Source organism: Actinomadura sp. NPDC000929 (assembly GCF_040492065.1).
GTDB classification, from domain to species: Bacteria; Actinomycetota; Actinomycetes; order Streptosporangiales; family Streptosporangiaceae; genus Spirillospora; species Spirillospora verrucosospora.
On the sequence record NZ_JBEUPA010000008.1, the window covers coordinates 99,355 to 121,385 of the forward strand.

The following is a 22,031-nucleotide window of genomic DNA, read 5'->3' on the forward strand; positions in this document are numbered from 1 at the left end:
ACGCCGTGGGGCGCATCCTCCTCGTCGTCCGCCTCGTCGTGGCCGACGTCCGCCGCAATCCCGCGCAGGCCGCGATCCTCCTCGTCTCGATCATCGCCGCCACCGCCGCGCTGAGCCTGGGCCGATCGGTGGACGGCGCAACGGAGACCCTCTACCGGCAGACACGGGCGGCCACGGCCGGACCGGACGTGGTCGCGTATTCACCGGACACCAGCCCGACCACCATCGACGCCCTGAAGTCGTTGGAGGACGCGCCCGGCGTGGTCGCGCACAGCGGGCCGTACCGCGAGTACTACACGAAGCTCACGGCGCACGGCTCCACGGGAGCCGCGGTGGTGCAGGTCGCGGATCCGACGCCGGGCCCGATCGACCGTCCGCTGGTGACATCGGGCGGTTGGGTCCGTCCCGGCGGCGTCGTCGTCGAACGCGGCTTCGCCACCGCTCTGGGCGTCCGCGTGGGTGACGACGCCACCGTCGCCGGCCGCTCGCTGCCCATCGTCGGGATCGCCGTGACCGCGTCCCACGCGGTGTACCCGTGGGCGCCGGGGATCGGTCCGGGCGGGGGGCCGAGCGACGGCGGCGGTCTGGTCTGGATGACCGAACGGGACGCCCGTCCCCTGGCGTCGCCCGAGGTGCCGGTGACCTCCCTCATCAACCTGAGGCTGCGGGATCCCGGCTCGGCCTGGACGTTCACCAGGCACGACCCCGCCGTAGGTCCGGCGCCCACCGACACCTTGGTGAACATCAGGGCCTGGCAGCACATAGCCGAGCAGGACTCGGTCATGCTGCGGGACAGCCAGCCGATCCTGGTCATCGGGAGCTGGCTGCTCAGCTTCCTGGCCATCGGCGGCGTGGCCACGCTGGCCGCGGGACGCGCCGCCGAACAGATCCGCCGCGTCGGGCTGCTCAAGGCGGTCGGCGCCACACCCGGCCTCATCGCCGCCGTCCTGTTCGCCGAGTACCTGTCCCTGGCGCTCCTCGCCGACGTCCTGGGCCTGGTCGTCGCACGGCTGATCGAGCCCGCCATCGTCAATCCCAGCGCCAGCCTGCTCACCGCCGCCACCGGGCCGGCCGGTGACACCATCGCGCTCACGACCATCGTCGCCCTGGCCGTGGCGGGTCTCACCACCCTCGGTCCGACCGTGCGGGCCCTGCGCACCGAGACCGTCGCCGCACTCGCCGACAGCGCCCGCCCGCCCCGGCACCGGGGCCTGCTGACCAGGGTGTCCGCGCTGCTGCCGACCCCGCTCCTGCTCGGGCTGCGCCTGGTCGCCCGCCGCCCGCGCCGCGCCGTCCTGCATGCCTGCAGCACCGCGGCCACCCTGGTCATGATCACGGGCCTGCTGGTGATCTACGCCCAGCCCGCGAAGGACCACCCGGGCTCCTCCATGGCGAACGATCTGCGGAACGCCCAGGAGCACCACGTGATCCTGGGGGTCACCGCCGCGCTGATCGTCCTCGCCGCCGTCAACGCCGTCACCATCACCTGGACCACGGCGCAGGAAGCCAGGCACACCATGGCCGTCGCGCGCACCCTCGGCGCCACGCCCGGGCAGATCACCGCCGGACTGTCCACCGCGCAGCTGCTGCCGACCTTGCCCGGTGCCCTAGCGGGCATCCTTCTGGGCCTCCTGCTGTGCCTGCCCTTCAGCGCCCCGAACACGGTCTGGCCGCCCACGTGGTCGCTGCTCACCGCCGCGCTCGCCGCCCTCCCCGCGACGGCCGCGCTGACGGCCGTCCCCGCCCGCATCGCGGCCCGGCGATCGATAGCGAGAACCCTCAACCCCGAAACGACATGACCCTCGGCACGTTCCGCCTATGCCGCAACTGCGTCCCGAGCACGGCACGGGGCCAGTGGGCCACAATGCCGGTGTGACGCGGCTGCTCGATGACGGCGAACTGGCGAGATCGTCGGTCGTGGCGAACTGCACGATGAATCGCGAGCGGTCCCTCAGCGGCTCCAACGGTTACGGCAGAGAGCTCGGCATGGACGTCCTGACCGAGATCAGCGCCCGCGCCATAGCCTCGCAACCCGTGCGGTGGCTGGACCTGTGCTGCGGGAGCGGACGGGCACCCGTCGAGGCGGCCTCCCTCCTGGCCGGTCGCGGCATGACCGGACAGGTCGAGATCACCGGTCTCGACCTCGTGGACCATTTCGTCCCGGGCTCCGTCCCCGCCATGCTGCGCCTGGTCAGCGGCTCGGTGGCCGACTGGGTCCCCGGCTGCCGCTTCGACCTGATCACGTGCGTGCACGGGCTGCACTACGTGGGCGACAAGCTCGGCGTCCTGAGCCGCATCGCGTCGTGGCTCACCGATCACGGCCGGTTCGTCGCCAACTCCGACGCCCGCTCCGTCCGCCGTGAGGACGGCGCCCCGGCAGGTCGTCGCCTCACGGCCCAGTTGCGCGCGCAGGGGTTCGCCTACGACTCCGTCCGCCGCCGCATCTCCCGCGACGGGTACGGGCAGGTGCGGTTCCCCTACCGGTACCTCGGAGCCGATGACCAGGCCGGTCCGAACTACACCGGCCAAGCCGCCGTCGACTCCTTCTACGAGCCTCTGCGTTGAAGCGTCCTACCCGGCTGGTACATCTTCGGGCATGCGTGCTGAGGAGTTCCTGCGTACGGTGCTCGCCTTGCCGGAGGTCACCGAGCGCGAGGCGTTCTCGGATCTGACCGGCTTCCGGGTCCGTGGCAAGGGATTCTGCTACCTCAACGAGAACGACGGCTTCGTCCTGCTCAAAGCCACCCGGGAGGAGCAGGCCGCCCTCGTCGCCGAAGCCCCCGGCACCTTCGCCCCGTCCTGGGCCAGCGGACGCTTCGGGTGGGTCGAGGTCCAGTTGGCCACCGTCGACCCCGAGGAGCTGCGCGAACTGGTCACCGAAGCCTGGCGGCTCTCAGCCCCCAAACGCCTCGCCGCCACACTCCACACCTGAGCGCAAGCCCGTCCCCCTGGTCGCCTCGCCGGGGGCGGGTCGTCCGTCCCTTCAAATAGACATTGATGTCTGTTAGCGTGGTCACGCGCGCGCCGGGTGGGGTGCGCTCAAGCCGAGGTCGCTGGAGCGGGGATGGGGCTGGTCAGATCGATCGCCGTCGTGGTCGCCGCTGTGGTGGGGACGGGCCTGGTGGGGCCCGTCGCCTCGGCGAGCGGTCCGGAGTACTACCTCGCGCTCGGCGACTCGCTGTCCGTGGGCGTTCAGGCCGGGACGGGGCCGACCGATCAGGGCTACACCGACCGGCTCCATGCCGCGCTGGAGGCACGGAATCCTCGGCTCCAACTGGTGAAGCTCGGATGTCCCGGGGAGACCACCACGACGATGCTTCAGGGCGGTATCTGCCGATACGCGGAAGGCTCCCAACTGAAGGCCGCCGAGGCCTTCCTGACGACGCACGCCGGCCGCGTCCGGTACGTCAATCTCGACATCGGGGCCAACGACACCAACGGTTGCCTGCCCGGCGGGAGCGTCGACGCGGGTTGCGCGGTGCGGGGCGTCGGCTCGCTGGTCGCCAACCTGCCGCAGATCACCGCGCGGTTGCGGGGCGCGGGAGGCGGCGGGCCCACCTACGCCGCCATGAACTACTACAACCCCGGCCTGGCGTCCTGGGTGTCGGGCGGCAAGGCCGCCGCCCTCGCCTCCGTACCGGTCGTCGACACCTTCAACGCCTACGAGCACGGCGTCTACCTCGCCGCCGGATTCCGGGTCGCGGACGTCAACGGCGCCTTCGCCGGGCACGACCTCACCGAGGTGACGGCCCCTCCGTACGGCGCCGTCCCCCGGGGCGTGGCACGGATCTGCACGTGGACGTACCAGTGCAGCGACGGCGACGGCCACGCGACCGCGGCGGGGTACCAGGAGATCGCCAATGCCTTTCTCAAGGTCGTTCCGGCAGTGCCCACCGAGCGGGCCGGCGTTCCCGGCACCGCCTGACCCCGCGGGGAGCGTCGATACCGCCACACCAGAAAGACATGGCCGTTCAGGTGAATGCGGACCGTTCCCGGCGCGCTATAACATTGTCATGCCCAAAACGTCGGGGACGCGCGAGAAGCTGGTCGGGGCCGGGATGCGGCTGCTGGAGGAGCGGGGGCCGGAGGCGCTGAACGCCCGGGGGGTCGCCGCGGAGATCGGGGCGTCCACGATGGCCGTCTACACGCACTTCGGCGGGATGACCGGGTTGTACGAGGCGCTCGGCCGGGAGGCGTTCGCGCGCTTCGAGCGGCACCTGCGGCAGGTGCCCGACACCGACGACCCGGTGACCGACCTGCTGGTCCTCGGGCTGGCCTACCGGGAGTTCGCGGCGGCCAGCCCGCAGCGCTACCGGCTGATGTTCGGGCTCGCCTCGCCGGGGGCGCTGCCGTCGTTCGGGCACGACCTGACCGCCGAGGGCACGCCGGCGACCGCCGCCGAGCTGAACGACGCCTTCGCCCTGCTCCCCCGGCAGGTGCGGCGGGCGATGAACGCGGGGCGGATCCGCCGGGACGACCCGGTCCTGGTGGCCGGGCAGATCTGGTGCATGATCCACGGCTACGTGCTGCTGGAGACCACGGGGGTGTTCGGCCAGGAGGGCCGGGGCGTGCTGCACGTGCTGGGCCCGCATGTGATCAATCTGCTGGTCGGGCTCGGAGACGAGCGCGAGGCCGCCGAGCGCTCCGCCGGGCAGGCGCTGCTCGACGCCGAGACGGCCGGGGTCGTCGCGCGGGAGCCGGCACCCCGCCGGGGTCGGCGGCCGCGCCCCGCGCGGTGACGTGACGATCGCCACGCGGGCGGTCCGAACCAATCGCCGCACCGCGCCATCCCATAGTAATAACCTACCCATTACAAAGTTATGCCATGGTCCGCGATGCTCCCTCACACGCGCGGACCGTCCCTGATCAGCAGTTCGAAGAGATCGGTCTGATGATGGCGATGGCGATGACCTCGGGCACGATGCCGGACCCGGCCCCCCGCCTGCTCGAATTCACCGTGCTGGGCCCGGTCCGGGCCTGGCGCGGCGGGACCCGGCTCGACCTCGGCCCCCTCAGGCAGCAGGCCCTCCTGGCCGCGCTCCTGCTGCGCCCGGACATGACCGTGAGCCGGCGGGAGCTGCTCGACGGCGTCTGGGGCGTCGATCCGCCCGGCTCCGGCGACAAGATCGTGCCGGTGTACGTCCACCGGCTCCGCCGCAGCCTGGGCACGCTCGGCGAGGACGCGCAGGAGTCGGTGATCGCGCGGGAGCGGGGCGGCTACCGCTTCGTCAGCCGGGGGACGGCGGTCGACGTGCTGCGCCTCGACGAGGCCGCGGACGCGGCGGCCGCCGCGAGGAGGTCCGGCGATCTCGCGGCCGCGGCGAGCGCCTGCGACGCGGCCCTCGGGCTGTTCCAGGGCCAACCGCTGGCCGGGCTGCCCGGGCCGTTCGCGGAGGCGGAGCGCCTGCGGCTGGAGGAGCGCAGGCTCACCCTTCTGCAGGAGAAGGTCGAGTGCCAGTTCCAGCTCGGCAGGTTCGTGGACGCGGTCGGCGAGCTGCACGCCCTGATCCCCAAGCACCCCCACAGCGAGGCCCTGACCTCGCTGCTCATGCGGGCGCTGTACGGGAGCGGCCGCCAGGCCGACGCGCTGGCCGTCTACTCGCACCTGCGCCGCCGGCTCGTGGAGGACCTCGGGGTGGAGCCGGGCGACCGGCTTCGGCGCGTGCATCAGGCGGTGCTGCGCGGTGACGACGCGGCCCTGGACCTCGCTCCGCGGGACGAAGCGGGAGACGAGGGGCGTGTGCGGGTCGCCTCCGCGCGGCGCGTCCCCGACGAGCTGCCCGCGGAGGTCGGGGAGCTCGTCGGACGAGAGGACGAGCTGGCGCTGCTCACCGGCGGCGGCCTCGCGGTGGCCGCGGTGGACGGGGTCGCGGGGGCGGGCAAGACCGCGCTCGCGGTGCGCGCCGCGCGGGCGCTGCGCGGCGAGCACCCGGACGGCTGCCTGTTCGTCGAGCTGCACGGGCACAGCGACCGGCGGGAGGCGGTGCCGCCGGAACGCGCGCTGCGCCGGCTGCTGCGGGCCGTCGGCGCCGGGCCCGCGGGCGGTGGCCTGGACGAGCTCGCGGCGTCCTGGCGGAGCGCGACCGCCGGGCTGCGCCTGCTCCTGGTCCTCGACGACGCGTCCGGCGCCGACCAGGTGCGTCCGCTGCTCCCCGCGGGGGCGGGCAGCAGGGTGCTGGTCACCAGCCGCCGGCGGCTGGTCGGGCTGGACGTGGACCGCCGGGTCTCGCTGGGGGCGCTCACCCGGACGGCGGCGGAGGCGCTGCTGACCCGGATCGTGGGCGCCGAGCGCGCCGCGGCCGAACCGGTCGCCGTGCGGGAGCTGGCGGCCATGTGCGACCGGTTGCCCCTGGCGCTGTGCATCGCGGGCGCGCGCCTGCAGAGCCGCCCGTCCTGGGCGATCGGGCATCTGGTGCACAGGATGGCCGATGCCCGGCGCCGCCTGGACGAGCTGACGGCGGAGGACCGGAGCGTGGAAGGGGCTTTCCGGCTTTCCTACGAACGGCTTCCTGCCGCCGAGCGCCGAGCGTTCCGCGCATTGGGGGCGGCGCCTGAGGGGCGATGCGGCCATCGGGCTTTGGCGGCCGCCCTCGGCTGGGGCGCGCGAGGGGCCGAGCAGGCGCTCGAGAACCTGGTGGACGCCAACCTCGTGCAGCAGCCGTCCGTCCACCAGTACCGGCTGAACGGGCTGCTCGCGCTGTTCGCGCGAGAACTCGCCGCGGAGGACCCGCCGGCCCTGGGCAGAGCCGGTCTGGTCGCCGTCGCAGGGGCGCCTTCACTCCTTTAGCCGCCGTTCACCGTCCATTTCTCCGGAACCACGCGCCGAACGAATCCGAGAAGCGTTCGGCGCGTTTTCGGCATGCCCGTGAAAGTGTGGTCGAAAATAACAGGACGAGCCGCCTCGATATTCGCCTGTCATCGTAATTTCAACGGGTCTCACTAGCGTCGCAGACACGATCGTCGAATTGTCTGGGAGACCGAATGCGAAGTCGGAAGTTCCTTGTCCGCGCCGGCGCGACGCTGGTCGCGGCGGCCGCCACCGTGACGGCGGTGACGATGGGCGTCCAGGACCGGGAGGCCACGGTCGCCTCGGCCGGCGCGAAGACCGAGGCCGGTAACGATGTGCGGGCCGCCGGCCTCCAGGAGCGCGTGGCCAGGCTCCAGTCGGAGCACCATCTGCCCGGGGTGATCGGGATGGCCCGCAGCGGCGCCGACACCCAGTACGCCGCAGCCGGTCACGGCGACATGTTCATGCGCGTGCCCGCCGACCCGAAGGCGAAGGTCCGCATCGGCAGCAACACCAAGGCGTTCGTGTCCACGGTCCTGCTGCAGCTGGAGGCCGAGGGCAAGCTGTCGCTGAACGACACCGTGGACCGGTGGCTGCCCGGTCTGGTCGCGGCGAACGGCAACGACGGCCGCAAGATCACGATCCGGCAGCTGCTCAACCACACCAGCGGGCTCCCCGACTACATCCACGACCTGCGGATCTCGGGGTCCTACGTCGCCGACATCAATCCCTACCGGAAGTGGGACCCCCGCGAGCTGGTAAAGGCCGCCACGGCCAACAAGCCGCTGTCGGCGCCCGGCGCCAAGTTCAACTACGCCAACACCAACTACGTCCTCGGCGGATTGATCATCCAGGCCGCGACCGGGCACCACCCGGCCGTCGAGGTGACCAACCGGATCATCAAGCCGCTCGGCCTCAGCGACACCACGTTCCCCGAGGCCGACCCCAAGCTGTACGGGAACTGGCTGCACGGCTACTTCACCATCCGGGACATCTCGTTCTCCAACGTCCAGATGTTCGGCGCTGCGGGCGCCATGGTCTCCACCCAGGAGGACCTCGCCGACTTCACCCGCGCGCTCGCCTCGGGCCGCCTGCTGCCTCCCGCGCAGCAGCGGGAGCTCCAACAGGTCGCGTCCCCGGACAAGCCCTACGGCCTCGGCGTGATCATGATGAAGACCCCGTGCGGCACCGCGTACTCGCACAACGGCGCCGTGATCGGCTACTTCAGCCAGTGGTTGACGAGCCCGGACGGCAAGGACCAGGTCGTCATGGCCACCAACCGCTACAACATGATCCCCGACAAGGCGGGCACCGCGGTCGTCACGGCGGCCCAGGACGCCTACTGCGCGCTGAGGGGCCGGCGGTGAGCGCCGGACTGCACGCCAGGAGGCCGCAGTGGCGGCGCTACCGCAGGCCGGCCGTCGCGGTCGCGGTGGCCGGAGCGGTCGCGGCCGCCGCCGCGGTGCCGCTGCTGAACACGGACGGGCCGGTCAACGCCGCGCGGACGTCCGGGGCCATGTCCTGCACCCCGATCAAGCTGATCGTCGTGCCCGGCACCTGGGAGACCACGTCGGCCGCCGACCCCGACACGCCGGTCGGCATGCTCCGCGGCATCACCGAGCCGCTGGAACGGCGGTTCGGCGACCGGATCTCCTCGTACTGGGTCGGCTACAACGCGACCGCGTTCGACCAGGGCAAGACCTACAACGACTCCAAGCAGACCGGGATCGACGCCGCCCGCAAGGCGATGACGGACATCTCCCGGGACTGCCCCGGCACCCGGTTCGTCGGGCTCGGCTTCAGCCAGGGCGCGGACGTCAACGGCGACATCGCCGCCCAGATCGGGGCCGGGAAGGGTCCGGTCCCGGCTGCCTCCTACGTCGCGGGCGGAGGCGTGGCCGACCCCGGCAGGGGGACGAAGGGCGAGGTGAACCTCGGCGATCCGCTCCCCGGCACCCGGGGTCTCGCCGGGCCGCGGCCGGGAGGCTTCGGCGAGCTGTCAGGACGGGTCGCGAACGTGTGCCTCAAGGGCGACCTGTACTGCGCCCTGCCGGAGGAGAACGAGCTCACCGCCACCCTCGGCACCGTGCTGAGCCGTGTCGGCATCGCCAACCTGCAGGGCTCGGCGGAGCGTGAACTCTCCACCGACCTCGGCACCGTCAACGGCAGGCCCGCCGACCTCACCGCCGTCCCCAACGGCGTGAAGACGCTGACCGGCCAGGCGCGCGGCAAGGACACCACCGGGGCGGCCCGCACGGCCGGCGACCTCGCGAGGCTCGTCGGCCCGCTGCAGGCGCTCACCCGCGCGGTCGCGAACCCCGTCGTGGTGAACACGCTGCTGAACTCCCCGCCGGGCTCGCAGAACCAGATCGCGGGCCAGGTGCTCCAGGCGCTGGCCAACACCGACCTGGTGGGGCTGGCCAACGAGCTCGACGCGGTGCAGGCCGCCGCGAAGGCGGGGGACACGGCCGCGCTGGCGCGGGCGGCCCTCGCCGCCGCCGCCAAGGCCGCGCCGCTGGCCGGGCTGCCCGCCGACCAGGTGGCCAAGGTCACCAAGGTCATCCAGGGGCTCCAGCCCGTCGCGCTGCTGGCCCAGGCGAGCAACGTCGTCGGCGGGATCAGCAGGATCGACTACCGCGGGATCGAGCGCGCCGCGCGGGCCGTCCCCGCGTACGCCCAGCGGGGCGACACGCGCGGGGTCTACCGTTCCCTGGTCGCGATCGAGGACCGGCTGATGCCGCTGGCCGAGACGGCCAACCGGGTCGACCTCACCCCGCTCGCCGCGCTGCTGGCGATGTGGCCGCCCGGCTCCCCCGAGCGGGCCGTCGGGGAGGCCCTGGCCATCCTCGACCGCGTCGACTGGGTCCGGATCACCCGCGACCTGCGCGCCATCCAGAACAAGCTGGACGACTTCGACCCGAAGCACCCTCCGAAGATCGACCCGGCCGACCCGGTGAAGTCGCTCAACGCCTTCTTCGGCGTCGACCTGCTCTCCCTGGTCCCCCAGATCACCGACCTGACCGAGCACGGTCTGGACGTGGCCGGCGTGCCGCTGCCGAAGGGCACGCTCAACCGGTTGCTGAAGACCCGGCTCAACCCGAGCAACCTGGTCAAGGAGGGCGTCGACGCGGCGGTGTTCTACGGCACGCGGCGGCACGTGATGTACGGCACGGAGCCCGTCGACGACAGCGGGCGCCCTGCCCTGGAGGTCCTTGAGGCCTGGCTCGCCCAGCGCATCGAGGCCGCCTGACCCTCGTCGTCCCTCCAGGGACTCCGACCGCCGGCAGGCCGGGTGACGCCCGGCCTGCCGGCGGTCGCGTGACAAGAAGAAACCGCCCTCGGACGGGCCGCCGGCCTCGTCTGGGGGCGGTCGGGCGAGCCGGGCGCCGCCGGGGGACGGCGCCCGGTCCTCGCTCAGGAGAGCATGTTGATCTTGTACTGCATGATCCGGTAGTTCCGCGGGTCGTACCACTGGCTGACGATGATGTGGAAGTTGCCGAACGTCGAGCCGGGGACGACGAAGCCGCCGTAGGGGCTGGCGACGAGGTTGGCCGCTTCGGCCCGGGGGTCGGACGGCAGGATCAGCGTCTGCTCCAGCGTCCGCGTCAGGTCCGAGGTCGGGAGCGGGAAGACCATCGCCCGGATCGAGAGTGGGTTCATGTTCAACCAGGTCAGGACGTACTTGCCGTCCATGGCGCGGAAGCAGATCTCGCCCCACTTGCGGACGCCGAAGACCGTCGTCGGGGGCGCTCCCCAGCGCCAGTCCCCGTCGGCGTACCCCCAGGGCTCGTAGGCGTTCGGGTCGCCGAGCCGCTCCTTGCGCACCCGGTGGAGCAGCATCCCCGAGTCCCGGTCGCGGTTGAAGACCGTCGACAGGACGTAGCACCAGCCGTCGGCGGCCACCGCGTAGGTCTTCTGCTGGAACTGGCCGCCGTGCAGGTCGCCCGGCCACTGGCACAGGTACTCCCAGGTCTCGCCGTTGTCGGTCGAGCGCCAGAAGTCGGTGTGGTGGGTGTCGTAGATGACCCCGCGCATGAGGTGCATGTACATGACGCCGTCCACGACGAAGGCGTCGGACGGGATCGCCGTCGTGGCCTTGTCGCCGACCGGGTTGTGCGGCTCGTCGACGAGGGCCCTCGCGTGGCCTCCGCCGACGCTTCCGTCGATGCGCAGGTTGTTCACGTCGCCGTTGCTGGAGCGCAGGCCCACCGGGGCGCGCCAGTCGTCGGCGGGCTCGCCCGGGTTCGGCACGTGGTCGCCGTTGAAGGTGTCGCCGCAGACGAAGAGCATGGTGCCGTCCGGGCACTGCACGGGGATGCCGAGGTCGGTCCACGGCGAGGCGAACGGGCCGGTCTCGACCGGGCCGCTCAGGTTCTTGATCTTGGTCGCGAGGGTCGGGCTGGACGGGTCGCCCGGTCCGCCGGCCGTCCGCACCGTCGCCTGCCGCCCGTCCTGGCTGAAGCCGACCCACCCCGCGCCGACGGCGCCCGCGCCGAGGGCGACGCCGGCGCCCACCCTGAGGAGCTTGCGGCGGGAGAGACCGCCGGCGTCCGTGCCCTTGTCGTCCGATGGACGTGTCATCTGGCGATGCCTTTCAGGTCGACTCTCGTGCATGGAGATGCCCTTGGCGCCGCGGCCCTTGGCGAGGATCGGCAGATCCCGGTCGTCCGGCGACAAGCTCAGAAGAACATCAGTGTCTGTTTTACCGTAGATACGGGGAGAGTCGCCAGGGAATCACGATCAGTAATCCGATTTATCCGGCGGCGGGTCGCCGAGCGTCCGGTGGTCGAGCGTCCGGCGGTCGAGCGGTTCCGCGAGGTGCCGCCGCGGGATCGGAGCCTCCCGCCTAGATCACCGGTGGATGCCGAAGGTGTGCGCGACGTGGGGTGTGTCGACCAGGGTGTGGGGCGCCAGGGCGTGGTAGGCCCAGACGTGCACCCACGCGTTGCCGGTGCGCACGGTCAGCCAGGCCTTCACCATGCCGGGGCCGAAGTAGGTGAGCAGCAGGAAGGCGATCGAGACGGCCGCCGCCCGGGGGGAGCCGTACTCCGCCCAGGAGTCGGACACGTGCAGGGCCGCGTAGACCACTCCGCCGAAGATCACGGTGGTCGCGGTCGAGCCGGTCAGCCTGGCGAAGCGCGGGATCAGGATCGCGTGGACGAAGACCATCGTCGGCAGGACCGTCCCGGCCATGTAGAGGACGAAGGTGAGCGGCGCGCCGAGCAGGAGTTGCCTGGCGCCGAGGTCGAAGATCTCCGGTCGCAGCGCGGCGGTCTGCACGGCCGCCTCGACCAGCAGCACGACGACGATCAGGCGGAGGTCGCCGCGCCGGTCGGCGGAGACCAGGTTGAGCGCCCGGGCGGAGTAGCGGCGCCGGAAGTACACCAGCGGCGCGATCGCGAACACCACCAGGTTGTACCCCGCCCAGACGATCGCCTCGGCCCGCGTGACGTGGTCGTTCGTCTCGTTCATCGAGCCGGCCAGGTGCAGGCCGAACGGGTGCCAGCCGAACGCCCGCCCCACCGCGAACCCGAGGGCGAGCCCGCCCGCGCCGTAGGCGAGGAGCAGCAGGGTCTCGCGGAGCGCGGTGGCGCGCTCGGGGGCGCGGGCCGCAAGGTCGGGCCTGGTCCGGCGCCGGGTGAGGAGGAAGACCAGGGCCATGAGGAGGAAGACCTCGGCGAGCCGCACGTTGAGGTCCACCAGATAGGCGGACGTGGTGCGCTCCCCGGCGTCGTGGAGGTCGAGCGGGAGCCTGCGACCGGCCAGGACCAGCGTCAGCGCGTTCGCCGACACCCATCCCAGGGCGGTCAGCCATACGGCGCGGTTACGGAGCAGCGATGAGGCCGTGCCGCCGCCTGTCGACGGACCGGTGCCGGACGGGCGGCGCGAAGGGGACCTCAGGCACATCGGGCGATCTCCGTTCGACGTGTACTAGCACAACTGTGCTACTTCCTGCGGATAGTAGCACGACTGTGCTAGTAATGGGCGATGCCTAGAGTGGTGGACGGTGAGCAACGGCGCCTGGACGTGGCGGCGGCGGTGTTGCGGGTGGTCCTGCGCGACGGACTGGAACGGGCCTCGGTCCGCAACGTGGCGAGCGAGGCCGGTCTGTCGATGGGGTCGCTGCGGCACTACTTCGCGACGCAGTCCGAGCTGCTGGCGTTCACCCTGCGCGCGATCATCGAGCGGATCCAGCGACGCATGGCGGCGCTGCCCCCCGAACCCGATCAGCGGCGCCGCGCCGAGCTGGTGCTGGCCGAGCTGCTGCCGATGGACGAGGAGCGGGCCGTCGAGAACCGGGTATGGCTGGCCTTCACCGCCCGCGCGATGGTCGATCCGACGCTGCGTGCCCTGCAGAGCGAGGGGTACGGCCTCCTGCGCGAGGGCTGCCGCTCCCTCGTGCGCTCCCTGGACGTCCCCGAACCCGCCGTGGAGTACGAGACCGACCGGCTGCACGCCCTCGTCGACGGCCTGGCCGTCCACGCCGCCACCCATCCCCACCTGACCACCCCGGCGCGGATGCGCGAGGTCATCGCCGTCCACCTCGCCGGGCTCGGCCGTCCCGCCGGTGCCGCCTGACCGGGCCCGCGGCCCCGTTACCGAGCGTTTCCCGGATCACTCCAGGTCCAGGTCCTGGGGGACGTCGCCGGGGGTCAGGTCCTGTCTCAGGCGGAGGAAGCGGGCGGCGTGGCGCCAGCGGCCGTGTTCCACGGCGGCGTCCACGCTGATCTCCACGACGGCGTCCGGGGCCACACGGGTGTAGTGGATCGGGTCTCTCGTGGAGGGGAGGCCGCCGGCCCAGCCCGCGGGCAGGGGCTCCGGCCAGGGGTGGCCGGGGCCGGCCTCCGAGAGGGCGCCGGCCAGTGCGGTGCGCGCTCGGGGAGTGAGAGGTGTGGTGCGGGCGACCACGCGGAGCACCCCGGCCGTCGTGTATCTGCCCAGGAGAAGGGTCTGCGGTTGTTCGATGCTGCCGGTCACTCCGCCGATGAGCGCCTCGGTCGTCGTGCGGTGCTTGACCTTCCACCAGCCGCGCCTGCCCTCCTTGTAGGGGTCGCCCGCGGCCTTCACGACCAGGCCCTCGATGCCCTGCGCGACGAGGATCTCGAACCACAGGCGGGCCTCGCCCACGTCGCGGAGCTGCGGGCAGAGAACGATGCGGGAGGTGCCGGGGAGGCCGCGCAGGAGGCGCTCCAGCTCGGCGCGGCGGGCGGAGAGGGGGGCGGGGCGGTGGTCCGTTCCGCCGGCCTCCAGGACGTCGAAGACGACGTAGTGGCACGGCTCGGTGATCGGGGAGCCGGTGCGGCGGGTGACGTGGCGGCGCTGGAGGGCGGCGAAGTCCAGGCGGCCGTCGCCTCCCCAGCGGACGATCTCCCCGTCCACCACCGTGCCGGGCGGGAGGGTTCCGGAGACGGCGGAGACGATCTCGGGGAAGGCCGCGTCCAGCCGCTTGAGACGGCGTGACCAGAGCTGGACATCGCCGTCCTCGCCCACCCGGGCGACGCAGCGGAACCCGTCGAACTTGGGCTCGTAGCGACAGCCGCCTGAGCAGGCCCTTTCCTGGGGGATGCGGTCGATCGCGGTCGCGGCCATGGGGGCGACGGGTCCCTGGATGCGCACGCCCACCCCCGATCGCGCTCGTGTCCGAGGTACCCCGCCGGTGGCGCGGCGAGTGCCCTCCGGCCCGGCTTTGGACAGGTCATTGCCTCGCGCAGGCCCTGTCGAGGGCACCGGTCGAACCGAGTCGGACGAGATGTAACGTTCTGAACGACCCCGGCGCTGAATGATCACCTGGGTCGGAATGTGAACGGGGAAGCATGCTCAAGCGCACAGTGATCGGGACGTCGCTCGCCGCCGTGGCGGTGGCGGGAACGGTGGTCTGGACGGTCTCGTCGACGTCGACCTCGACGGCGACCACGGCGTCCGCGACCCGGCCGGGGCCCGGACGGGTCCACGCCCGCGCCCTCGGCGACATCGCCGCCGCGGCCGCCGCGGGCCAGAAGGCCAAGGGGCTGGCCGCCACGGAGACCGAGCCGTTCAGCCTCGTCGGCGTCACCTGGAACAAGCCGCGCGAGGAGCTCAGGGGAACCGTGCGGATCCGCACGCGGGACGCGAAGACCGGCCGCTGGTCGGGGTGGCGCGCCCTGGAGCCCGAGCTGGCCGATGCCCCTGACCGGGGCGGACGCGGAGGGACGAACGGGCTGTGGGTCGGCCCGTCCAACGGTGTCGACGTGCGCGTGACCGGGCAGAAGGGCCGCACGCTGCCGGAGGGCCTGCGCGTCGACCTGATCGACCCGGGCGCCTCCGCCGCGACGGCGACGCCGCGGGCGGCGGGGCCGGACGGCGGCACCGGGATGAGGCTGGTGGCGGCGACCACGCCCCTCGCCGGGCCCGTCACCGCTCCGAAGCCGGCGATCGTGGCGCGGGCCGGGTGGGGCGCGGACGAGTCCCTCGTCAAGGAGCCGCCGGAGTACGACGCTTCGGTCAAGGCCGCGTTCGTCCACCACACCGACACGGGCAACGAGTACTCCTGCACCCAGTCGCCGTCGGTGATCAAGTCGGTGTTCCTGTACCACGTGCAGAGCCAGGGCTGGAACGACATCGGCTACAACTTCCTCGTCGACAAGTGCGGCACGGTCTTCGAGGGGCGGGCCGGGGGCGTCGACCGCCCCGTCCACGGCGCCCACACCTACGGGTTCAACACCGACACCACCGGGATCGCCGTCCTCGGCACCTACACGGCGGCGAACGACCCGGACGTCCCGGGCGTCGCCCCCACCAAGGCCGCCCTGGACGGCGTCGCGAAGATCGCCGCGTGGAAGCTCGGGCTGACCGGGGTCGACCCGACGGCGAAGACGACGCTGACGTCGGCCGCCCCCAACGGGACGGGCGGGAAGTACCCCTACGGGCAGCAGGTCGAGTTCAACACGATCTCCGGTCACCGCGACGGGTTCGCGACCGCGTGCCCTGGCGCGCAGCTCTACTCCGCGCTTCCGGCCGTCCGGACGGCCGCCAAGCAGATCACCGTCCCGGCCCTGAGCGCCACCGTGAGCGGCGCCACAGCCGCGGGGGGCCGCTACTACACCAAGAGCACGGCCACGCTGAACTGGACGCCGGCCGAGGGCGCGACCTACACCGTCAGCGTGGACGGCGCGACGGCCGCGACACCGGCCGCCGGGGCCACGTCCGCCACGGTGACCCTCACGCCCGGGACGCACTCGGTCCAGCTGAACGCCGCCTTCGCCGACGGGACGACCTCGGCGTCCCCCGTCTTCACGATCGTCGCGGACACGACGCCTCCCGTCATCTCGTCCCAGGCGCTCTCCCTGCGCAAGGCGACGGTCAACAGCGGCGCGTGGCCCGTCTCGCTCACCTGGAAGGCCGCCGACAACGGCTTCCTCAGCTCGCTGAAGGCCACCTCGCCCGCGGCCAAGACGTTCTCCACCACGACGACCCAGTGGGCCGCGGTGTCCAAGCCGGGCACGACCCAGACCTGGACGCTGGCCGGCACCGACGCCGCGGGCAACACCGGAACCTCCAGCCTGAGCCGCTACACCGGCGGCCAGACCGAGGGCGCCGCGCGCCGCACCGGCACCTGGGGCGTCAGCACGACCAGTTCCTACCTGGGCGGGCGCGGCATGTACAGCAAGTACCGGGGCGCGAGCGCGAGCTGGACGTTCACCGGGCGCACCGCGGGCCTGATCTTCAAGCGCGCCTCCAACCTCGGCGCCGTGTACGTCTACGTGGACGGCGTCAAGATCGGCACGCTGGACACCCGGGCGTCGACCACGGCCTACCGCCAGCTGATGTGGACGCGCGCCTGGAGCACCAGCGGCACGCACACCATCAAGATCGTCGTGGCGGGCACCTCGGGCCGTCCCATGGTCGGCATCGACGGCCTCGCCTACCTCCGCTGACGCCCGCGGGTCGGCCCCGGCGCGCCGGGGCCGACCTAGGGTGTGTGGAGTGACAGAGGAGTCGTGGCGTGATCGCGTGATCGCGGAGTGCCTGGCCAAGCCGGGCGCGCTGGAGGACTATCCGTTCGGCGACGAGGTGGCCGTCTTCAAGGTCGCCGGACGGATGTTCGCGCTGGTTCCGCTGGGTGCGTCGCCGCCCACCGTCAGTCTGAAGTGCGATCCGGGTCTCGCGGAGGAGCTCCGCGCCCGGCACGCCGCGGTCACGCCCGGTTACCACCTCAACAAGCGGCACTGGAACACCGTCGTCCTCGACGGCTCGGTGCCCGACGAGGACGTGTGGGAGCTGGTCGACCACTCCTACGACCTCGTGGTCGCGAAGCTCACCCGCGCCCAGCGTTCCCGGCTCTGAGCGTCTCAGCCGATCACGGACGGAATCGGCCTTTACCTGCCCGGGGCCTTTTGCACGAATAAGGCCCGACTCTAGATGGTCTTCCCTTTTCTCCCATTTAGTCGGTCCTCAAAGATCGCCCCTTGCCGAGGCCGGCATATGTTGCGCAATCCCGTATTCCGTGTACGGTATTCCCGTGGCGATCATCAGACGCCGCGAACAAACGAAACAGAAAAGGAAAAGCCATGTCCAGGATCTGGACCCCGGGCGCGGACGCGTCCGGTTTCGACCCCCGCAGCATCAGGCGCGGGCTCGACGAGTACCTCCCCCGCTGCGAGCAGGAGCTGATCGGCATCCGCCGTGACCTCCACGCGCACCCGGAGGTCGCGTTCAAGGAATTCCGCACGACCCAGATCATCGTCGACTTCCTGTCGGCGATCGGCCTCCGGCCGTGGGTCCTGCCCAACGGCACCGGCGTCGTCTGCGACATCCGCGGGGGCGACGGACCGATCATCGCGCTGCGCGCGGACATCGACGCGCTGCCCCAGAAGGACACCAAGCTCGTCTCCTACCGCTCGACGGTGGAGGACGCGGCGCACAACTGCGGCCACGACGTGCACACCGTCATGTTGCTGGGCGCGGGGCGCTTCCTGGCGATGCTGGCCGAGGCCGGCCTGCTCCGCGGCACGGTCAGGCTCATCTTCCAGCCCGCCGAGGAACTCCCCGGCGGCGCGCGGAACGTGATCGCGGCCGGCGCGCTGGACGGGGTGCGGCGCATCTTCGCGCTGCACTGCGACCCGGCGCAGGAGGTCGGCTTCCTCGGTCTGCGGACCGGAGCGATCACGGCGTCCTACGACAAGATCCTCATCCGGGCCACCGGGGCGGGCGGCCACACCGCACGGCCGCACCTGACCGGCAGCCCCATCCGGGCCCTGGCGGCCATGGTGGGCGAGCTGTCGGCGGTGCTCGACCAGAGGTTCGACGCGCGTTCCGGCCACGAGCTGGAATGGGGTCGCCTCCAGTCGGGCCTGGCGGCGAACTCGATCCCCATCGTGGGAGAGCTCGAAGGGACGCTGCGCTGCCTGGACCCGCAGCACCGGCGGTCGGCGCTCGACGCGCTGCCGGCGCTGGTCGGCCTGGTGGCCGAGCTGCACAGGGTCGAGGCGGAGCTGATCACCACGCTCGGCCTGCCGCCCACGGTGAACGAGGCGACGAGCGTGGAGATCTTCCGGCACGCCGGTGGTCTCGCGCTCGGCGAGGACAAGATCGGCCCCACGGGGCAGAGCATGGGTGGGGAGGACTTCTCCCTCTACCTCGAACTGGTCGACGGCGCCCTCGGGCGTTACGGCGTGCGCAAGCCCGGCACGCCGAAGTACGACCTGCACCAGGGAGGTTTCGACGTCGACGAGAGCTGCATCGCGCGCGGCGTCGACCTGGAGGTGCACATGGCGCTGACGGCTCTGGACCACGCGTGGTCTGAGGCCTGACGCACCGGCCGGCCGTGATCGACCACGCGTCGGTCACGGCCAGGGGGCCCGGCTCACGCCGGGCCCCCGCTGCTCTTCTCCGAAATTTCTTCCGGAGGAGCGATGAATCGACGAACTCCCCGCGGTACACACCTCGACCGATCGAAGTCGAGAAGGGGATCATGCGATGAACAGCGACGAGAAGGCCGTCCACGAGGTGTTCGAGCGGCTGTACCAGGCGTGGGGCGACGGCGACGCCGACGCGTTCGCCGACCTCTACGTCGAGGACGCGACCGTGGTGATGCCCGGCGTGTTCAACCGGGGCCGCGAGGCCGTGCGCGGCTTCATGGCCGCCGCCTTCGAGGGGCCGCTCAAGGGCTCCCGGGGAGTGGACGAGCCGCGGGACGTCCGCGTGTACGGCGACACCGCGATCGTCGTCAGCAGGGCGGGCATCATCATGGCCGGGGAGCAGGAGTTCCCGCCCAAGCGCGAGCGGCTCGCCACGTGGGTGCTGTCGCGCCGGGACGGACGCTGGCTCGTCGCCGCCTACGCCAACGCGCCCGCACGCTGACAGGGAGACCACCATGGACGAGGATCTCGACTCCTACCGGCGCGAGCTGCTGGTGCACTGCTACCGGATGGTCGGCTCGGTGCACGAGGCGGAGGACCTCGTCCAGGAGACGATGCTGCGCGCGTGGCGGTCCCGGGACCGCTACGAGCCGCGCCTGGCGTCCGTCCGCACCTGGCTCTACAAGATCGCGACGAACGTGTGCCTGACGGCGCTGCGGGGGCGGGCCCGGCGCCCGCTCCCGTCCGGGCTCGGGGCGCCGAGCGAGGACCCGGACGCGCCGCTGAGCCCGGCGTTCGAGGTGCCGTGGTTGCAGCCGTTCCCGGACGCGCTGCTCGACGACCCGGCATCGCGCGTCGTGCGACGCGGCAGCCTGCGGCTGGCGCTGGTGGCGGCGATGCAGGCACTGCCGCCGAGGCAGCGCGCCGTGCTGATCCTGCGGGACGTCCTGGAGTTCGGCGCGGCCGAGGCGGCGGAGCTGCTGGAGACGTCCCCGGCCGCGGTGAACAGCGCCCTGCAGCGCGCCCGGGCGGGGGTGGCGGGCGTCGCGGAGGAGGAGGTCACCGAGCCGGACGACGCGGAGGTCGGCGCCGTCCTCGACCGGTACGTGAGGTCGTTCGAGGCGGCCGACGTCGACGGGCTGGTGGCGCTGCTGACCGACGACGCCGTCATGGAGATGCCGCCCGTGCCGCTCTGGTACCGGGGGCGGCGCGACTACGGGCGGTTCATGGCGCGGGTGTTCGCGACGGCCGGCACCGACTGGCGGATGGCGCGGACGTCCGCCAACGGGCAGCCGGCCCTTGTCGCGTACCAGCGGTCCGAGGGCGCGTACCGGCTGCACACCCTGCAGGTCTTCACCGTGACGCCGGGGGGTGTGGCGCGCAACGTCGTCTTCCAGGACGCGCGGGTGTTCGCCGCGTTCGATCTGCCGGAGATGTTCGGCGGATGATGTCGATTTCGGCGGCGCGGGTTCGACCTCCTTTCAGAAGCCCTGAAAGGAGCACCTCATGGACATCGCTCAGACGCTCACCAGCAGCGCCCGCCCGATCTGGCTGACCGGGGCCGCCGCGGCGCTGGCGGGGTCGGTCGCCACCGAGCTGTTCGGCCTGGCCGCCCGCGCGGCCGGCGTCCCGATGGAGGCCGGCGGCGTCGGCGCCGACGCCGCCGATCCGATCATGGTCGGGATGTTCGCGATGGGGACGGTCATCAGCACGTTCTGGGGGACGCTCCTCGCGATGCTCCTCGCGCGGTTCGCCCGGAGGCCGTCCCGGACGTTCGTCTGGGCCGCCGTGGCGCTGACGGTCCTGTCGTTCACGACGCCCGTCGCCGCGGGCGCCACGGCGACCTCGACGAAGGTGATGCTGTGCGCCGCGCACGTCCTGGCCGCGGCGATCATCATCCCGATGTTCGCCCGCCGCCTCCCGGCCTCCCGGGACTGAGCCGCCCCGAGTGCGCCGCGCGCTCCGCGGCGGCGTGCCACCAGGCCGGAGGGGAGGGACCGGCGGGCCGGGACGCGGGCTGGTCGGGGTGCAGGCCGAGGGGCCGGAGGGCCTCGGCCCGCACCTGGACGCTGTACCAGCCGCGCGGGCGCCCGTCGTCGTCGCGCCCGCAGGCGAGCCCTATCGTGACGTCGTCGGCCCGGAACGGCATCCAGTCGATGCCGCGGTCACGCAGTCAACGCCGGAGCGCGGCGGCGGGCGGCGGGCAGCCCTTGACGTTCTCGTAGGCGGCGACGGTGATCCACGCGTTCATGCACCCATCATGCCCCGGCGGACCGGATGCGGTCGAGGACGGGCAGCGGGGACAGGCCGTAGGCGTAGTAGTCGACCGTGTCGGCGCCGGAGGCGCGGGCGGCGGCGGCCTTGGCGGACAGGTGGTCGGCCGAGGTCGTGTCGGGATGGCCGGGGCGCAGGACGGCGCGGAGCGTGGTGTCCGGCCCCAGGGCGGCCCGGTAGGCGGCCACGTCCTCGGCCACGCGGGCGGTGTCGTGGGCGTAGCAGAGGACGGCGTAGGACGGGACGGCCGAGCCGAGCGCCGCGGGGTCGACGCCGATCCGCCAGGCGGACGCGGCCGCCGGGGCGCCGGAGGGACGTCCGTCCGCGTAGCCCAGGACGGCGCCGGTGAGGTCGAGGAACGTCAGCCGGGAGCCTTCGGCGGCGACGGCCGCAGCGACCTCCGCGGCCAGCGACGTCACGATCGGCGAGCGGGCACGGGCGTACTCGGTGAGGACGTCGGGGAGTTCGGCGGCGGGCGGGCCGCCGTCCAGCACCTCCCCGACCAAACGCGCGGCGACTTCGCGGGCCTTTTCGGCGTCCGGGAGAAGGGCCAGGCAGTGCGGGCAGAAGCACAGGCCCAAGGCGAACTCGGCGGCAGGCCCGAGGTCCACGAAAGAGCGTTCGTGGTGGTAGCCGTGGCCGAACGTCCCGAAGTGGAGGGATTCCGCGACCACGGAGTCCACGCCTTGACGGGCGATGGCGCGGCCCAACGCGATGGCATATGCGCGGACGTCCGGGTGAGACGGGCATAGGTCGGCCGGCGCTGCACGGTCGCCGAAGCAGTTCTCTTGCGTGACGTCCGGGAAGGCCAGGCCCAGCGTGGTGTTGTGCAGGAAGACACCCCAGCCGTGCAGCGCGATCCCAAGCGCGCGGGTCTCTTCTCTGAGCGCCCTTATGGGCTCCTGGTCGGCGCCCTTCTGCACCGGCGGCACCAGCCGGAGCCCGTCGAAGACATCACCCAGGGGAAAATGGACCCCGTCGTGGCGGAACGTGACGCGCGTCGTGCCATGCGGTGTCACGTCACGGGCGCGGTGGTAGGCGGCGCCGATCGTGATGGCCGAGACCCCGTGGTGGAGGATCTGCGCGGCGCCGGCGCCGCGCAGATCCTCCACCATGGCGAAGAGGGACGAGTC

Annotated in this window: 19 protein-coding genes; 15 read left to right on the plus strand and 4 right to left on the minus strand. The window is 72.4% G+C overall.

Annotated features, from left to right (window positions below; genetic code table 11):
- Positions 1-5 precede the first annotated feature (5 nt).
- From ABWI04_RS05335 to ABWI04_RS05370, 8 genes are all read left to right on the plus strand, one after another.
- A complete protein-coding gene (locus tag ABWI04_RS05335; RefSeq protein ID WP_353831628.1) occupies positions 6-1,799 on the plus strand; it encodes an ABC transporter permease in 1,794 nt (597 codons plus the stop codon).
- A 73-nt stretch (positions 1,800-1,872) separates the two neighbouring features.
- Positions 1,873-2,565 carry a class I SAM-dependent methyltransferase gene (locus ABWI04_RS05340; RefSeq protein ID WP_353831629.1) on the plus strand — a complete coding sequence of 231 codons (693 nt, stop codon included), beginning with the start codon at positions 1,873-1,875 and terminating at the stop codon, positions 2,563-2,565.
- 31 nt (positions 2,566-2,596) lie between these two features.
- Positions 2,597-2,932: an MmcQ/YjbR family DNA-binding protein gene (locus ABWI04_RS05345; RefSeq protein ID WP_353831630.1), complete on the plus strand. Its 336-nt coding sequence runs from the start codon at positions 2,597-2,599 to the stop codon at positions 2,930-2,932.
- 132 nt (positions 2,933-3,064) lie between these two features.
- Positions 3,065-3,925 (plus strand): SGNH/GDSL hydrolase family protein, encoded by an 861-nt coding sequence (locus ABWI04_RS05350; RefSeq protein ID WP_353831631.1) that lies wholly within the window; start codon positions 3,065-3,067, stop codon positions 3,923-3,925.
- An 88-nt stretch (positions 3,926-4,013) separates the two neighbouring features.
- Positions 4,014-4,739, plus strand: coding sequence for a TetR/AcrR family transcriptional regulator (locus tag ABWI04_RS05355; RefSeq protein WP_353831632.1), 726 nt, complete (start codon positions 4,014-4,016; stop codon positions 4,737-4,739).
- 86 nt (positions 4,740-4,825) lie between these two features.
- Entirely contained in the window at positions 4,826-6,787 is a 1,962-nt protein-coding gene (locus tag ABWI04_RS05360; protein ID WP_353831633.1) for an AfsR/SARP family transcriptional regulator, read from the plus strand.
- A gap of 194 nt (positions 6,788-6,981) precedes the next feature.
- Entirely contained in the window at positions 6,982-8,154 is a 1,173-nt protein-coding gene (locus ABWI04_RS05365) for a serine hydrolase domain-containing protein (protein ID WP_345171542.1), read from the plus strand.
- Positions 8,151-10,037, plus strand: coding sequence for a cutinase family protein (locus tag ABWI04_RS05370; protein ID WP_353831634.1), 1,887 nt, complete (start codon positions 8,151-8,153; stop codon positions 10,035-10,037). Before ABWI04_RS05365 ends, ABWI04_RS05370 begins: the two co-directional genes overlap by 4 nt.
- A gap of 164 nt (positions 10,038-10,201) precedes the next feature.
- Here the strand turns inward: ABWI04_RS05370 and ABWI04_RS05375 are convergent, their stop codons facing one another.
- A complete protein-coding gene (locus ABWI04_RS05375) occupies positions 10,202-11,368 on the minus strand; it encodes a DUF4185 domain-containing protein (RefSeq protein WP_353831635.1) in 1,167 nt (388 codons plus the stop codon).
- A gap of 270 nt (positions 11,369-11,638) precedes the next feature.
- On the minus strand, positions 11,639-12,580 hold the full coding sequence (locus ABWI04_RS05380) for a hypothetical protein (protein ID WP_353831636.1): 942 nt from the start codon (positions 12,578-12,580) through the stop codon (positions 11,639-11,641).
- Positions 12,581-12,775: 195 nt separating this feature from the next.
- On the opposite strand from ABWI04_RS05380, the gene ABWI04_RS05385 reads away from it, so the two are divergent.
- Positions 12,776-13,366: a TetR/AcrR family transcriptional regulator gene (locus ABWI04_RS05385; protein WP_345171550.1), complete on the plus strand. Its 591-nt coding sequence runs from the start codon at positions 12,776-12,778 to the stop codon at positions 13,364-13,366.
- Positions 13,367-13,402: 36 nt separating this feature from the next.
- Here the strand turns inward: ABWI04_RS05385 and ABWI04_RS05390 are convergent, their stop codons facing one another.
- On the minus strand, positions 13,403-14,404 hold the full coding sequence (locus ABWI04_RS05390) for an ATP-dependent DNA ligase (protein ID WP_353831637.1): 1,002 nt from the start codon (positions 14,402-14,404) through the stop codon (positions 13,403-13,405).
- Positions 14,405-14,601: 197 nt separating this feature from the next.
- Here ABWI04_RS05390 and ABWI04_RS05395 point away from each other — a divergent pair, with 197 nt between their 5' ends.
- From ABWI04_RS05395 to ABWI04_RS05420, 6 genes are all read left to right on the plus strand, one after another.
- Positions 14,602-16,701 (plus strand): peptidoglycan recognition protein family protein, encoded by a 2,100-nt coding sequence (locus ABWI04_RS05395; RefSeq protein WP_353831638.1) that lies wholly within the window; start codon positions 14,602-14,604, stop codon positions 16,699-16,701.
- Between the two features lie 49 nt (positions 16,702-16,750).
- Entirely contained in the window at positions 16,751-17,110 is a 360-nt protein-coding gene (locus ABWI04_RS05400; RefSeq protein WP_345171556.1) for an MmcQ/YjbR family DNA-binding protein, read from the plus strand.
- A 224-nt stretch (positions 17,111-17,334) separates the two neighbouring features.
- Entirely contained in the window at positions 17,335-18,576 is a 1,242-nt protein-coding gene (locus ABWI04_RS05405; RefSeq protein ID WP_353831639.1) for an amidohydrolase, read from the plus strand.
- 166 nt (positions 18,577-18,742) lie between these two features.
- The gene (locus ABWI04_RS05410; RefSeq protein ID WP_353831640.1) at positions 18,743-19,126 is read left to right on the plus strand and encodes an SgcJ/EcaC family oxidoreductase; all 384 of its coding nucleotides are present in this window, start codon (positions 18,743-18,745) and stop codon (positions 19,124-19,126) included.
- Between the two features lie 13 nt (positions 19,127-19,139).
- On the plus strand, positions 19,140-20,072 hold the full coding sequence (locus tag ABWI04_RS05415; protein ID WP_345171562.1) for a sigma-70 family RNA polymerase sigma factor: 933 nt from the start codon (positions 19,140-19,142) through the stop codon (positions 20,070-20,072).
- Positions 20,073-20,130: 58 nt separating this feature from the next.
- Positions 20,131-20,562, plus strand: a complete 432-nt coding sequence (locus tag ABWI04_RS05420) for a DUF6069 family protein (RefSeq protein ID WP_353831641.1) — start codon at positions 20,131-20,133, stop codon at positions 20,560-20,562.
- Between the two features lie 320 nt (positions 20,563-20,882).
- Here the strand turns inward: ABWI04_RS05420 and ABWI04_RS05425 are convergent.
- A partial coding sequence (locus ABWI04_RS05425; RefSeq protein WP_353831642.1) for a hypothetical protein occupies positions 20,883-22,031 on the minus strand: 1,149 nt, incomplete at its 5' end.

Excerpts from the sequence above, each read along its gene's own strand:
- ABWI04_RS05405 (WP_353831639.1), top strand. The coding sequence starts at position 17,335 with ATGTCCAGGATCTGGACCCCGGGCGCGGACGCGTCCGGTTTCGACCCC.
- ABWI04_RS05395 (WP_353831638.1), top strand. The coding sequence starts at position 14,602 with ATGCTCAAGCGCACAGTGATCGGGACGTCGCTCGCCGCCGTGGCGGTG.
- ABWI04_RS05415 (WP_345171562.1), top strand. The coding sequence starts at position 19,140 with ATGGACGAGGATCTCGACTCCTACCGGCGCGAGCTGCTGGTGCACTGC.
- ABWI04_RS05385 (WP_345171550.1), top strand. The coding sequence starts at position 12,776 with ATGCCTAGAGTGGTGGACGGTGAGCAACGGCGCCTGGACGTGGCGGCG.
- ABWI04_RS05350 (WP_353831631.1), top strand. The coding sequence starts at position 3,065 with ATGGGGCTGGTCAGATCGATCGCCGTCGTGGTCGCCGCTGTGGTGGGG.
- ABWI04_RS05345 (WP_353831630.1), top strand. The coding sequence starts at position 2,597 with ATGCGTGCTGAGGAGTTCCTGCGTACGGTGCTCGCCTTGCCGGAGGTC.
- ABWI04_RS05360 (WP_353831633.1), top strand. The coding sequence starts at position 4,826 with ATGGTCCGCGATGCTCCCTCACACGCGCGGACCGTCCCTGATCAGCAG.
- ABWI04_RS05420 (WP_353831641.1), top strand. The coding sequence starts at position 20,131 with ATGGACATCGCTCAGACGCTCACCAGCAGCGCCCGCCCGATCTGGCTG.
- ABWI04_RS05355 (WP_353831632.1), top strand. The coding sequence starts at position 4,014 with ATGCCCAAAACGTCGGGGACGCGCGAGAAGCTGGTCGGGGCCGGGATG.
- ABWI04_RS05410 (WP_353831640.1), top strand. The coding sequence starts at position 18,743 with ATGAACAGCGACGAGAAGGCCGTCCACGAGGTGTTCGAGCGGCTGTAC.
- ABWI04_RS05375 (WP_353831635.1), bottom strand. The coding sequence starts at position 11,368 with ATGACACGTCCATCGGACGACAAGGGCACGGACGCCGGCGGTCTCTCC.
- ABWI04_RS05365 (WP_345171542.1), top strand. The coding sequence starts at position 6,982 with ATGCGAAGTCGGAAGTTCCTTGTCCGCGCCGGCGCGACGCTGGTCGCG.